Consider the following 13,342-nt stretch of genomic DNA (forward strand, 5'->3'; position numbering starts at 1 on the left):
GAAGTCGACTGCACGGGCAGGACCGCAGTGTCAGCGGTTGTCTTCGTTTAAGTTCCGCAGGCGCCCGCGTTCGATGGCTCGATAGACAGTGGAGCGACCGACGCTAAACAGCTCAGCCAGCTCCGCCTTGCTGTGTTCCCCAGCGATGTGGAGTTCGAGGAGGTGCTCTTCCTGCTTCGCTGAGAGTTTGGGCTGCTTGCCCCGAAGTCTGCCCTTGGCCTTGGCAACCTTCATTCCTTCGCGGGTGCGCATCCGAATAAGGTCAGCTTCGAACTCGGAGATCATCGCCAGCACGTTGAACAGGAGTTTGCCCATGGGGTCGGTAGGGTCATGGACGGAACCGCCGATGCTGAGTTTGACTTCGCGCCTGGCGAGGTCATCGGCAATTTCGTGGGCATCCCGGACGGAGCGGGCTAGGCGATCAAGCTTGGTCACCGCAAACGTGTCCCCGGCACGGCACGCGGCCAAGGCTTCGCGTAGGCCAGCACGATTCTTGTTGCTGCCGGTAAATCCATGATCAACATAGATGCGTTCCGGATCGACGCCGAGGGCTGCCAGGGCATCACGCTGCGTGGTGAGGTCTTGCTCTTCCGTGGACACTCGTGCATAGCCGATGATGATCTCAGACATGCAGTTCAGTGTGTCATATAAGGACCCGTCACCGGACGACGTGCCGGACGGGTCTTACGGGATGATGGTGGCTCAGCGCCGTTAATAACCACTATTTTGAATGGCCGTATCCGGTGGAGGACCGGCTTACGTGACAGCCTCGATAACGTACTTGATCTTTGCTTAGAATGCGCAAATAACAGCGTCGACAGGAGGGCCGCGCAAAGCGAACGAGCCGCGAAAGTCTTCGGCGACAGAAGATCCTCGACTGCCATTGAAGAGCATCTTTAGCGGCTCATCAAACCTAGCCGGGCCCCGCCACCGGCCGCGCGCGAATGGGCTAAGAAAGTTCTTGATGAAGCTGGAGTAGATCCAGCAGACCATAATGTCCCAGCAATAAGATGCCTTCGTACGGCCCAAGGGACAGCTGCTCTGGCAGCATGACACTCAAACTGTCACCTCTTCTTCTTGCAGCAGTCACTTACTGTGTGCTGGAGACTTGCTAGTGGTTGTGCTAATCAGATGGACTGACGGGTATGAACCTTTTGCTTGCAACAGTGCTGTGGGTGGCTGGCAGCACACAGTTCGCGTTGGCTTTCCAACAGTTGGCCCGGGCCAACCCCACTGAGCAGATCCCGTTATTCGGGCGCCCGAAGCATCACCCCGGCGAGATCTATGTCTACCGGGCGATCGCTTTCTTACTGCTCATAGTTGCCGTCTTAGCCTGGGAGGAAGCCGTGGGTCTGTGGGCGATCCTGCTCATCTTCCTCGGTGTTATCCCAACTATTGTGCTGAATACGCGACACAATCACCGTATCCAAGCCAAAACAGACCCGTCATCACAATAATGAACAAGGGTGGAACGTCATCAGGGCAACAACTCGACCGTTCCGGGACGGGTCCCCAGCGGACAGGCTCTTCAGCCCTATTGAGCACTGGCAACGGCGTTCAGGCCGTCCACCAAAAGGACCGGTGCATGGGACCTCTACAGAAGTCCGCCCAGGGTCCTTCTCATCATGGGCCCTACCCGAAGAATAGCTAGCTCCTACCGCTTCTGGTCATGGGTTCACAGCCATCTGGTCCCCCGGCGAAGCTTCGGCTGCACCGGTAGTATCGATGGCGATGACAATAGGGTCCAGCAACTCCGGCCAAGACGTCGACTCTGCGCCAACCCCGATAGAGGGTACGGCTTCATCAGGGACATGGTTCGATAAGCACCCGCGCGTCGTTGATCTGGTGATTGTCCTTGCCGTGTTCTCATATAATCTGCCCATTCAAATTGCGTCGGTTCCCGACAATTTGTGGTCAGGAAGCGGCATTCTCGTCTCCCTTGGGCTATGCACGCCCTACCTTTTCAGGCGCCGTTTCCCCCTGCGCGTCTTCATCGTCATTCTGCTGGTGGTAGCAGTTCAGCTGCTGCTCGGTATCGGTCTCCTTGTCGCCGACGTGATGCTTCTCTTCGCCCTCTACAACCTCGCTTCCCGGCACCGGTGGGCCACTACGATTCCTGCAGCATCCGCAGTAGTGCTCATGCTGCTAGTCGCCACCGCGGCACCGATTCGGCTCCGGTACATGAGCATCGGCGACGTGGGGTTGCTGGTTTTCATTGCCGTGTGGACGTGGACCTGGGGAGCCCTAGTGAAGGCCAGGCGGGAACACGTCGCCAGCCTGCGCCAACGTGCACTTCAGTTGGAGCGTGAACGGGAGGCGCATGGGCAGGTGGTGGCGGCCCGGGAACGTGCCCGGATAGCCCGCGAAATCCACGATATCGTTTCCCACAGCCTCGGCGTGGTCGTGGTTCTGGCTGATGGGGCAGCATCAACAACACACAGCGATCCGGATCGGGCGCAGAAAGCGATGGAGACTGTCAGAGACACCGGTCGGGGTGCGCTGGCTGAGATGCGGAGCATGCTCGGGGTGCTTCGCTCAGATGAACCCGGATCGCACGCCCCCCAACCAGGTATCGGCCAAGTGGACCAATTAATCGAGGACTCACGGGCTGCTGGACTGCCGGTCACATTGAAGATCCAGGGCGAACGAATCCCCGTGCCGACCGGTGTGGACCTGGCCGTCTACCGGACCGTGCAGGAGGCCCTGACAAACATCCGCAAACACGCCGGATCGCAGGTTAGCCACGTTGAGGTTCTCATCATCCGAAGCAACACTTCCATTGAAGTTCAGGTCGTGGATGATGGGCATGGCCCGAAGAGTCCGCACCAGAGGCCGCACGAAGGCTACGGTCTATTCGGAATGCGGGAACGCATCAGCGCGTACGGGGGCACCTTGCATACCGGCCAACGCAGGGAAAAAGGTTTCGAAGTACGCGCGAATCTACCGATCGGAGGCCCGGAATGACGATCCGTATCCTGCTGGTGGATGACCAGGAGATGATTCGGAAGGGATTCGGCATGGTCTTGGAAGCCAAATCAGACATCACCGTGGTCGGCGAAGCCGACGACGGCGATACCGCCGTGAACCTGCTCAAGAGCGTCGAGGCCGATGTCGTCCTCATGGATGTCCGAATGCCCCGAATGGACGGAGTGGAAGCCACCCGACTGATCTGCAAACACGACGACGGACCCCGGGTTCTGATCCTGACAACGTTCGACCTAGACGAATACGCCTACGAGGCGCTCCAAGCAGGCGCCAGCGGATTTCTGCTCAAAGACACCCGGATAGAAGAAATCGTTTCCGCAATCCGGCATGTCCATGCCGGGGATGCAGTGGTGGCACCGAGTACCACCCGGCGCCTGCTCCAGCATTTCACGCCCCACACACCAAAAGCAGACCCCCCACATCCGAAGAACTCCAGTACGGTCCTCTCGGCGCTGACCCCACGCGAACAAGATGTGCTGCGCCTCATCGCACGCGGACTATCAAACGCTGAAATCGCCGCGGCACTTGTCCTGACCGAGGGCACCGTGAAAATTCACGTCGGTCGCATACTGGCGAAACTGGGCCTGCGTGACCGCGTCCAAGCCGTTGTCCTGGCTTATGAGACGAACCTGTTCGAAACCGGTGGCAGCTGACACCACAATGTATGCCTTAAGGCCTACAGGCTCCGGCCCCTATGCCTCACGGCATAGGCGAAAGATATGCCTGCAGGGAGACGAATCCCGTCCCTGAAATAGAGACAGTGGACGTATGAGCTACCTCATCTCCACTGACCATCTCAGTAAGAAATACGGAACCGGTACCGTCGTCAACGACCTCAATCTTCGTGTTCCGCAAGGCTGCGTCTACGGGTTCCTCGGTCCCAACGGGTCGGGAAAATCAACCACCATGAAGATGCTGCTGTCCCTGGTCAAACCGACGTCGGGCGAAGTCCACATCATGGGAGAACCCATGAACCGCGGAACACGGCGGAAGCTCTTGGGCCGCATTGGCTCTCTGATCGAATCACCTCCCGGCTACGGCCACCTCACCGGTAGAGAAAACATGCAGCTGATTCAGCGCCTGCTGAACCTGACCGCCCGACAAGTCGATCAGGCAGTGGAGACCGTGCGAATGCGGGACCAGATGGACAAGAAGGTCAGCAACTACTCCTTGGGCATGAAGCAGCGTCTGGGCATTGCCATGGCACTGGCAAAACAACCCGACCTTCTGATTCTCGACGAACCCACCAATGGGCTCGACCCTGCCGGGATCGAAGAGATCCGCGAGTTGTTGCGTGACCTCGCCACGGCGGGTGTGACGGTGATGGTTTCAAGCCACCTGCTCGAAGAAATCGACAAGACCGCAACCGTACTGGGCATCCTTTCCGGCGGAGAAATGATCTTCCAAGGAAGCCGGAAGGAACTATTCGCCGCCTCCACCCCCGACGTGATCATCGACTGCTCCGACCCCGGCCATGCCCTTTCGCTGTTCAACCAAGATCTGGATGGCCGGCTCGCCGGGGAATCAGTACTCCTATCCAACATCAATGAGCGATCGACCGCCCAGGTCGTCTCCAGCATGGTCGGGGCCGGCATCGATGTCTTCGGTGTCCGCAGGGATGAGCAGTCGCTCGAAGACGTGTTCATGGACCTGACGAAAGGCGGCGGATTGTGACAGCCAGGATCGTGTCGAACGAATTCGCCAAGATGAAGCGCCTCAGGATCGGCCTTCTGGCGGCGATTCTCTTCTCTGGCGTAGCCGGCATCACTGCGTTTCGGGCCATGGCGTCGGGGATGTTCACCCATCTCGGTGATGCGGATGGCTTTGCCTGGAAGATCCTGCTCGCCGGGCTCGGCTTCTCTGCCGCTCTGATATCCCCTCTGGTTCTCGCGGTTCTGGCCAGTCGCCAGGTCGAGGTTGAACACCGTGGGAACGGATGGCTGCTCGCCGCCGCGTCGGGAGTGACACCAGGACATCTTTGCAGGGCAAAATTTGCTTCGGTGGGCCTCCTCGTTGCCACGGCAACAGTGTTGCAGGCGCTGGTCTTGATTGGTTTTGGTCTCACCGTCGGCATCACTTCGCCGTTTCCCCTTGAGCACTGGGTCGGATACACCGCAGCAGCGCTGGTCATCAACCTAGCCGTCCTTGCTTTCCACATCCTGCTCTCGGCAAAGATCGAAAACCAGCTGGTTTGCATGGGAATTGCGGTACTCGGACTGTTCATCGGCGTGTTCGGTTCAGCGCTGCCCGACTGGCTCTCCCGGCTCTTCCCGTGGGGCTACTACGCTCTGGCCGCGCCCGCGGACTATGTCGGCACTGATCTTGTCTACCTCGACCTGCCCTACCTGAGCGTGGTGGTGCTGGCCGTCGTCGGAACCGCTTTGTTCTTGTTCATCACCTCCCGCTTCGACCACCAGGAGTTGTGACCCATGCGTTCCCTGCGCACTGAATTCATCAAACTCAAGCGCTCACTTAGTTGGGCAGTCGTCATCCTTCTACCTGTGCTGGCGGTCGTGTCCGGCGCAATGGGCACTCTCGCGTCAGGGGGAGAGTTCAAGGACGGTTGGCATACCCTGTGGATTCGTTCGATCGGATTCTACGGAATGGTGATCCTGCCGATCGGGATAGCGATACTCGCTTCACTGCTCTGGCGCGTCGAACATAAAAACGGCAACTGGAACGCCCTGATGAGCAGTCCTGTCCCCACAGTGCAGGTGGTCCTGGGCAAGGCTGCCGCGGTTGCAGTCCTCGCAGCCCTGATGCAAGTGGTTCTTCTGGCTACTGTGATCCTGCTCGGCAAGCTGGCATTCGGCCTTGAGGGGATGCTGCCGACCGAGTACTTCGCCAGCAGCACCATCGTGGTCGTCGCCTGCGTACCCGTGGCCGCCCTGCAGTCGGGACTGTCCACGTTCTTCCGCTCGTTCGCTCCACCCGTTGCTATTGCCCTTATCGGAGCCGGCGTCTCGACCGTGGCACTTCTGGTCGGCCTCAAGGCCGCTGTTGTGGTGCCCTACGCCACGGCAACCTACGCGACACAACTCGGATCCTCGCTCGTCGGCGGCGGCAATACTTCCTTTGACGCCGCAGCAATATCTACCGAGAGCATTCTGCTTGTAGTTGGTGCAGCCCTGGCCACGACGATGGTGATCATCGCCAGCACCACGGTGTTGCTGAACCGCAGCGATTCCCGGGCATAAGCCCAGACCTTCTATCCTTGCCCGACCTCGAACGGAGTCATGATGTCGCCTCCCGGCCGCTACGAGTACGAAACCAATACAAGCCTCACCCGAGGCGATGAAGAGGCATCCGTGGGTCGGCACACCGAGGTGTCTGCGGCCCCCCATGCCGCCATCGCCATGGGGCTGGCTGTTGTTTCCCTGGTCAGTACGCCGTTGCTTCTCCTTTTCCCCATTATCGGTTTCCTACCGGCAATCATCGCTGCTGCAGGAGTAGTCGTTGCCTGGTTAGGCCTCCGCAAGAGCACCCGTGGCACGGCAGTGGCGTTGGTGGCGTTGATCTTCTGCGTGGTTCTGCTCGGCCTCACCGCCAGCATCGCGACACTGTGGCATGTCGTTGTCGTCAGCCCGGCGGTCAGTGACTACGACCAACTGCATCAAGTCATCGAATACATCAAGGAATTGATGTTCGGATCCTGACCGCTAACTGACGATATTTTTCGGTTCCAAACACGAAGACTCCCACGCAACTACCGGGAATGAGGCTGATGGAAACACAGTTCATGGCGTCCATTGCCGTTGGCTTGATGGTCACAGCAGTATTGTTCCTCCCACTGCTCATCTGGCAGTACAGGCGGTGGGGCCGGTTCGATGGATTGCGTCTGCTGTGGACTGCGGCCGGTTTTGTCTACGCCGCAGCCATCGTCGCTTTTACCGTGTTTCCCCTACCGGCCTTCTCCGCTGACTTCTGTGCATCCAGGCGTTCCGCGCTCGTCCTTGACCCGCTGCGGTTTCCTCGGGAACTCATCGAGCTCATCCAGACGAAGGGCCTCCTATCGGCCTCCAGCGACTGGCTCATCTGGGAGCTGGTCCTCAACATCGTCCTCTTCGTCCCCTTCGGAGTACTGGCACGCAGAGTCCTTGAATGGCCCCGCATCGCGGTTTTCATCGCCGCCGTCGGGGCATCATTACTCATTGAATCCACCCAGTACACCGGCAACTGGGGGTTCGCTCCATGCCCCTACCGGTTCGCCGATCCAACTGATCTTGCAACAAATACCTGCGGCGCGCTCATCGGTATCGGCCTGGAGCGGATCGCCCCTCGGATATTGAGCACCAAGACCCATCTGGAATCGCAAAAAGAGTCGGCACGTCCCATCACACGCGCGCGCAGGCTATTCGGCATGGTGCTGGACAGCTGGTACCTGCTTATCGTTGCCGTCCTGTCGGGTCTGGGTGCCTCCCTTCTCTATGTGCTCACCCAAGGCGGTCCGGGGGCCTCTCTCACCCCGGCCCAGCTGCTGGTCCTGGAACATTGGATATTCACCGGCGCTTGGCTGGGAAGTATCGCCTTCATCGTGAGCTCGGCATTGATCGGCAACGGCGCATCCTATGGACAGCGCACCGTCTACCTGTCCCCCAGACCGTTGAACGATCGCCGCTGGCGTCTCCTCCTGAGGGCGCTGGTCGTCCAAGGCGCGATTGTCACGGGCTTCTACCTGGGTTACCTCACGCTGTTCTTGGGGCTGCTCTGGGCGGTAGTGGCGGTCGTTTCGCTGGCGGCTACACCTCGAGGTATCAGTTGCATGCTGGCTGGTTGCGAAATAGGCGACTCCCGAACTTCCAACGCCCTCCCCCTGCTCCCGCGCCGCCAAGGAGGGAGATCTTCCCATAGCAAAAGGTGACTCCAATGCCCCTGATTGGCCTCCCGGTAGGAGTCCCGTTGAGGCCGTGACGCGTTTTCCCCGTGGCACCGCCCCGCAGGAGGTTCCCCAGCGGACGCGACTATTGATGCCATGCGAGTTGTCGCTAATGGCGTTCAGACCGCCCGCCAGAAGGACCGGCTTACGGGACCGGGCTAATGCTGAACTTGCGTGAACATCCGCAAGGACGGGCCGAGGGGGCGAAGGATGTTGACGCTAGATGCATGGTGCCTCTATGCGCTCGACAACAGCTGAACGTATGCTTCGAGTAACCACGACGCCTGGAGGCACGAAATGAGCACACAGACAATGCAGGCTTCCTCGAGAACCGGACAGCTGAACAAACTAGCGGTCACAGCCATTGTCGTGGCCATCATTGCCGTTTTCGGGCTCTGGCTGTTGGGGATCGCTGGGTTGGCGGTGTTCGCGGTGGGGGCGGGACACGTCTCACTGCACCAGATTTCCCGGCGTGGAGAGAGCGGACGGTCGCTGGCAATCGTCGCTCTCGTAGTCGGCTACGCCATCGCCGTCCTGGCCCTTTTCTCTAGCGTGGCTGCACTACCTGCGATGGCGCAGCAATTCACGATGTGAGCTTGAATGCTAGAACGTCCTGGTGGGCCCTTTTGGCCCTGCAAGACTCTTATCCCCAAGCAACTCCCTCTGAGGGTTCCTATTTGGAACGCCACCAATGAGGAAGCTATCGCTGAATACTCCTGGCGTGGGTGCTGTCGTACCGCGTGGCGGACGCATCCCGCATCAGGGCACCGAACATCTCCGTTATGTAGATAGCGACACTCGCATGTTGGGCTATCAGGTCGGCGCTCCCGCCGAGTGCCACGCGCACCGGGTCCAGCGCTGGCGTAGCAGGGTCGGCGGCGGCAGCACACAACAGTGCTAGGCGCTGTGGTCCGGTGGTGTAGCCGAGTTCGAACAGCACCCAATGGAACAGATGCATCAGGGCAGTGTCACGGTCGTAGCCTTCGTGTGCGACCATGGAGGCTCTTTCCTCCGGGGTGAGGTCGAACTCGCGGTAGAGCGCCAGGCCGAAGTCCGTGAGGAGTAGCCTTCCCTCCGCTACGAGGATGTTTCCCGGATGCACATCGAAGTGTTGGAACCTTTGGTTCTTCATCCATGTCGTGGCGTCGATGAGCTGGTCGATCACCTCAGCGAAGACGTACTCCCCAGTGCCGTCGGTCAGGCTCCTGCGAACCCAAGTGCCCAGTGTCTCGGGCACGTATTCAAGAAAAAGAACCAAGCTCTTGGATGCGTCCTTCATCGCGGTGAGCTTGCTCTTGACCTGGGGCCAGTGCTTCCCCCACTGGAGTTGAGGAAGCTCGCCGTCAAATTCACTGAGGTCTGCATCGCACTTCAGATCAACGACCCGCCACCCGAGCAGGAGCGGGAAGAAATCCGCTGCTCCTGCCTGAACCCACTCGGTGGTTGCCTGGTGTGCCGCCAATTCTCGCCCGACTGCGTGGGAGGGGCTTCCGATTCCGTAGTGGCTGACAAAGGGAAGCTGGATTCGACTGGAAGTGGCGGTTGGATCGTCCTCTTCGCTGCTGGTCAGCGGGAGCTGTTTCACGAAGACGGTGGTTTCACCGATGCGGGCTGTCCTGGTTGTTCCCCCGATGCCTACGCCAACGGGCTCGGCGGCATCAATGAGCTTTCGCACGTCTTCATCATCGAGCCCGGCCAGCACATCGGAGATACTTCGGGCTTCATCTAAACGTGCCAGCATCACTCCACCCTAAAGGCTGGCCCTTGCCGGGCTGGGCACATCAGCACTCTTCCAACTGTCCCGCAGGGCGCCCCCGTGGGCGCGCAAGTGGAATGCGGGCGACTTTGGACACTCAGTGCAGTCGACTTCGGAAACTGACAGCTGATTTAGCGTCGCCTGGCGATGATGAGTCCGTCCCATCCCTTTTCGCCTACTGTCTGGAGTGCCGTACCGTCCAGATCAGGATGGGCTGCAATGTCTTCCGCGACAGTACGTACACCTTGTACTCGTGGGTCGGCGCTGGCAGCGTCTGCGACAGCCCCGTTGCGAACTACATTGTCGATGACGATGACTGCACCGGAATGTGTGAGCTTGAGCGCGGCGGCGAGGTAGGCGGGGTTGTTCGGCTTGTCGGCGTCGATGAATACGAAGTCGAACGGTTCGGTGTCATCGTTGATCAGCCGCTCTGTCGATTCCGTTGCCGGTCCGACGATCGTCTCGATTTGATGTGAAACGCCAGCGGCATGAAAATTTGCCTTAGCGACTGCCGCGTTCTCTGGTTCAAGTTCGAGCGTGACGACTTGTCCCTGCTCGCCGACTGCTCGTGCGAGCCAGATCGTTGAATATCCCGCCAACGTACCGAATTCAAGTACACGTCGAGCACCAGCAATTTTGGCCAATATCTCTAGGAACGCGCCCTGGTTGGCTGCGACTTCTGCATTCGGCATCGTGGTCGCGTCGCCCGAATCACGGGCCACGGCTAAGATGCTGTCTTCTCGGACTAGAGTCGACGTGAAGTACCTATCGACCGCGTGCCAGTCATCAGTCGCTTCGTAACGATTAACCGGTACAGGTGATCCAAATTCGTTCATGCGTTCATTCTTCCACCTTCAGTACCGTTGACCGACGTGGGCACTCATTGGTAGTCGCAGATGGGCGGTTGTGAGTGAGCGACTGCCCGTAGCGTTGAAAGAACACCTCCACTTATCGCTGAAGCTCACATTGCGTGGCAGTGTCCCGCAGGAGGTTAGTGTTCGGGCAATTGTTTCCTCCGATATGGTGGGAATCAGTTAATAGGCAATAGAGCAATGGGGACAAGCATGCAGCAGCGTTCGGTCACACTTATTCGGTCTGAAGAACTCTCCGATGTTGCGGAGTATGCCTACGCGGCGACCGCTACTAGCAATGCACGCCTCATTTTTTTGGCAGGGTCTTGCCCGTTGAACCAGGATGGATCGACTGCTGGGGTCGGCGACTACCGCGTACAAGCCGCCAAGGCTGTTGAGAACATGCGCGTTGCCCTGGAAGCGGCAGGCGCGAGCGTGGAAAACGTTATCAGTACACGTGTCCTCGTGGCCTCCTCAGACCAGGCAGACCTCGTAGCCGCATGGGAAGTAGTTCGTGCAGCCTTCGGTGACCACGACGTTCCCAGCACTCTGATGGGCGTCACTGTTCTCGGCTACACGAACCAGCTCGTAGAAATTGAAGCTGTCGCAGCTGTTATTGACTAGGTATCTGAATGCCCCGTCAAGAAGCTGTGGTGACCAGATTGGACGATCCCGAAGTTGAATGAGCCAGTAATACCGTTAGGTGACTTTGCCCGGCGGAAACAGCCGATCCTAGAAGTCGATGACCTAGTGCTCCGGCCTTGGGACCTCACGGACGTTCCCGTAGTGGTGCAGGCCTACCAAGACCCGGCAATCATGCAATGGCATGGAAAGACCATGACCATCGATGACGCCAAGGAATGGGCACTCCACTGGCCCACCCGCTGGCAAGACGAGTCTGGTGCGGGTTGGGCAATATCTCGCGGCGGGGAAGCGATTGGACAGATCAGTTTGCGACGCATTGATCTAGACAACGGATCAGGCGAATTTTCATACTGGATTCTCCCTCAGGGACGCGGAGCCAATGTGGCACCTAAGGCGCTAAGCGAGCTGTCTACATGGGCGTTCGGTAGTGCAGGCTTCCACAGACTTGAGCTCGCACACTCCGTTAACAACCCTGCTTCATGCAGGGTTGCCCACAAGAGCGGATATCCTGCGGAAGGTGTCAAGCGTCAACAGGTACGTCATGCAGATGGATGGCACGACATGCACACACACGCCCGCCTGGCAACAGATCCGGACCCTGTAGCCTGAACTCCCCAGGATGCTGACGCCGCCCGTTCAAGGTTCCCAGAACGGGCATGAAGATTCATGCTCACCACGCTCGGGTAGATAACGCTCTACACGTCACGGCGAAGCCGTGCCCTTCATGGCGGTCCGACATGACCGGCGCCATACTGAGACCCACATTCACCGGGGAAAAATATCCGGCCTAGTGTCGAGTACAAGACGGAAAACGAAAACAAGACGACAACGCCTGGGGGCAATGCAATGAAAATCGGAGTCATCGGGGCCGGCGGAGTCGGCGGTTATTTCGCGGCCGTTTTGTCCAAAAGTGGGAACGACGTGCACCTCTTATGCACCAAGCGCCACGTCGAACCCGTAGCCGCCCACGGGCTGACAGTCACGAAGGGAGATGGAAGCCCCGGCTTCAGCACCACCCCCGCCAGTGTCAGTTCGCAGGCGGAGTCCATTGGGACCTGCGATGCAGTGATCCTTGCCTGCAAGGCCGGACAAGTCTCCGAGGCGATGGCTGGCGCCAGCGCACTCTTCGGCCCGGAAACGGCGGTCCTTCCGCTTCAAAACGGTGTGACGGCCTCGGAGCGAATCACCGAAGCCGTTGGCCCGGGCCACGCCCTCGGCGGCGTCTGTATGATCATCTCCTACCTCCGAGAACCAGGGGTCGTCCACCATGTCGGCGGGCAACCGGCGATTACCCTGGGCGAACTCGACGGCGCGTATACACCACGGGTTGAACGGCTCGCAGAGACCCTCCGCGCAGCTGGTGTGGCCACCACCGTCTCGGAGGACATCGTGACCGATACCTGGCGGAAGTTCATACTTATCACCTCCTACGGCGGAGTCGGTGCTCTCTGCCGGGAACCAGTTGGCCGGACCCGGAACAACGCGCAAACACGGTCTCTGGTGCAGGATGCCATGTGGGAAGTCGCTGACCTGGCCAGAAGTGCCGGAGCCCACCTGAGGGCATCGGATGTGACCCGAATGATGGCGCAGTTCGATGCTTTCAGCCCCGAGAGCACGGCCTCGATGCAACGTGACCTGGCAGCTGGTCGGCTTTCTGAACTGGAAGAACAAAACGGGGCCGTCGTCCGTCTCGCGCAAAAGTATCAGGTATCGGTACCGATCCACACCACGATCTACCGCGCTATGACCCTGCTCGATGGAGCCGCTGATCGTCACACTCCACAGAACGCTTAGAACATTTCAAGGGTCGCCCTATCTGCTTGTGGCGCCAGCCTTGTTTGCGGCTTCCCCCGGCGCCCCTGGCTGAGCGTGTCACGCAGGGCGTTCGGCTTTTGAGGCGCAGGAGGCGAGGATTCGAAGAGTCGAATTCACTCCTTGTTGTTGCGGCGTTCCTTGGACGCCTGAAGGAAGCGTTCTTGGTAGGCAGAATAGGCATCTGCATGGCGAGCGTGTTCCTCAGGTGTGGTCGAAGGAGGGAGCTCAATCGGGGGCATGTAGTGGTCAACAGCATCGATTTTGAGCGGATACCCGAACTCGTCTTTCATCGCCATTCAACAACGATAGGCCTTATTCAACACGGGAACAGTTGCCTCCCATGGGGTTCGTTTCCGGACGCCATGAAAGCTTAGCGTCGGGTATCTTACTTTTTCTTAAAAGGGTGATGGCCAC

15 protein-coding genes are annotated in these 13,342 nt (G+C 59.1%); 11 read left to right on the forward strand and 4 right to left on the reverse strand.

Annotation, left to right across the window (positions count from 1 at the left end; genetic code table 11):
* Window positions 1-30 precede the first annotated feature (30 nt).
* Complete coding sequence (locus tag CIK75_RS01385) at window positions 31-630, reverse strand: recombinase family protein (RefSeq protein ID WP_096222979.1); 600 nt, start codon at window positions 628-630, stop codon at window positions 31-33.
* A 515-nt stretch (window positions 631-1,145) separates the two neighbouring features.
* On the opposite strand from CIK75_RS01385, the gene CIK75_RS01390 reads away from it, so the two are divergent.
* From CIK75_RS01390 to CIK75_RS01430, 9 genes are all read left to right on the forward strand, one after another.
* On the forward strand, window positions 1,146-1,457 hold the full coding sequence (locus tag CIK75_RS01390; RefSeq protein WP_096222980.1) for a hypothetical protein: 312 nt from the start codon (window positions 1,146-1,148) through the stop codon (window positions 1,455-1,457).
* 403 nt (window positions 1,458-1,860) lie between these two features.
* Window positions 1,861-2,964, forward strand: coding sequence for a histidine kinase (locus CIK75_RS01395; RefSeq protein WP_206745467.1), 1,104 nt, complete (start codon window positions 1,861-1,863; stop codon window positions 2,962-2,964).
* The gene (locus CIK75_RS01400; protein WP_096222982.1) at window positions 2,961-3,638 is read left to right on the forward strand and encodes a response regulator transcription factor; all 678 of its coding nucleotides are present in this window, start codon (window positions 2,961-2,963) and stop codon (window positions 3,636-3,638) included. Before CIK75_RS01395 ends, CIK75_RS01400 begins: the two co-directional genes overlap by 4 nt.
* 115 nt (window positions 3,639-3,753) lie before the next feature.
* Window positions 3,754-4,659, forward strand: coding sequence for an ATP-binding cassette domain-containing protein (locus CIK75_RS01405; protein ID WP_096222983.1), 906 nt, complete (start codon window positions 3,754-3,756; stop codon window positions 4,657-4,659).
* An 11-nt stretch (window positions 4,660-4,670) separates the two neighbouring features.
* Window positions 4,671-5,411 (forward strand): ABC transporter permease, encoded by a 741-nt coding sequence (locus CIK75_RS01410; RefSeq protein ID WP_241895194.1) that lies wholly within the window; start codon window positions 4,671-4,673, stop codon window positions 5,409-5,411.
* A 3-nt stretch (window positions 5,412-5,414) separates the two neighbouring features.
* The gene (locus CIK75_RS01415) at window positions 5,415-6,182 is read left to right on the forward strand and encodes an ABC transporter permease (protein WP_096222985.1); all 768 of its coding nucleotides are present in this window, start codon (window positions 5,415-5,417) and stop codon (window positions 6,180-6,182) included.
* A gap of 39 nt (window positions 6,183-6,221) precedes the next feature.
* A complete protein-coding gene (locus CIK75_RS01420) occupies window positions 6,222-6,641 on the forward strand; it encodes a cytochrome d ubiquinol oxidase subunit II (RefSeq protein ID WP_143413231.1) in 420 nt (139 codons plus the stop codon).
* Between the two features lie 68 nt (window positions 6,642-6,709).
* Complete coding sequence (locus tag CIK75_RS01425; RefSeq protein WP_158225849.1) at window positions 6,710-7,846, forward strand: VanZ family protein; 1,137 nt, start codon at window positions 6,710-6,712, stop codon at window positions 7,844-7,846.
* 312 nt (window positions 7,847-8,158) lie between these two features.
* Window positions 8,159-8,455, forward strand: coding sequence for a DUF4190 domain-containing protein (locus CIK75_RS01430; protein ID WP_096222988.1), 297 nt, complete (start codon window positions 8,159-8,161; stop codon window positions 8,453-8,455).
* Window positions 8,456-8,561: 106 nt separating this feature from the next.
* Here the strand turns inward: CIK75_RS01430 and CIK75_RS01435 are convergent, their stop codons facing one another.
* Together CIK75_RS01435 and CIK75_RS01440 are read right to left on the reverse strand one after the other, a co-directional pair.
* A complete protein-coding gene (locus tag CIK75_RS01435; protein WP_158225850.1) occupies window positions 8,562-9,563 on the reverse strand; it encodes a hypothetical protein in 1,002 nt (333 codons plus the stop codon).
* A 185-nt stretch (window positions 9,564-9,748) separates the two neighbouring features.
* Complete coding sequence (locus CIK75_RS01440) at window positions 9,749-10,453, reverse strand: O-methyltransferase (RefSeq protein WP_241895195.1); 705 nt, start codon at window positions 10,451-10,453, stop codon at window positions 9,749-9,751.
* Window positions 10,454-10,681: 228 nt separating this feature from the next.
* Between CIK75_RS01440 and CIK75_RS01445 the strand changes: the two genes are divergently transcribed.
* The gene (locus CIK75_RS01445; RefSeq protein ID WP_096223032.1) at window positions 10,682-11,092 is read left to right on the forward strand and encodes a RidA family protein; all 411 of its coding nucleotides are present in this window, start codon (window positions 10,682-10,684) and stop codon (window positions 11,090-11,092) included.
* 867 nt (window positions 11,093-11,959) lie between these two features.
* A complete protein-coding gene (locus CIK75_RS01455; protein ID WP_096222991.1) occupies window positions 11,960-12,907 on the forward strand; it encodes a 2-dehydropantoate 2-reductase in 948 nt (315 codons plus the stop codon).
* 134 nt (window positions 12,908-13,041) lie between these two features.
* Here CIK75_RS01455 and CIK75_RS15960 read toward each other — a convergent pair whose 3' ends face one another.
* Window positions 13,042-13,224 (reverse strand): hypothetical protein, encoded by a 183-nt coding sequence (locus CIK75_RS15960; protein WP_143413233.1) that lies wholly within the window; start codon window positions 13,222-13,224, stop codon window positions 13,042-13,044.
* Window positions 13,225-13,342: the final 118 nt, after the last annotated feature.

It is taken from the genome of Glutamicibacter sp. BW78 (genome assembly GCF_002332245.1).
Lineage (GTDB): Bacteria > Actinomycetota > Actinomycetes > Actinomycetales > Micrococcaceae > Arthrobacter_H > Arthrobacter_H rhombi_A.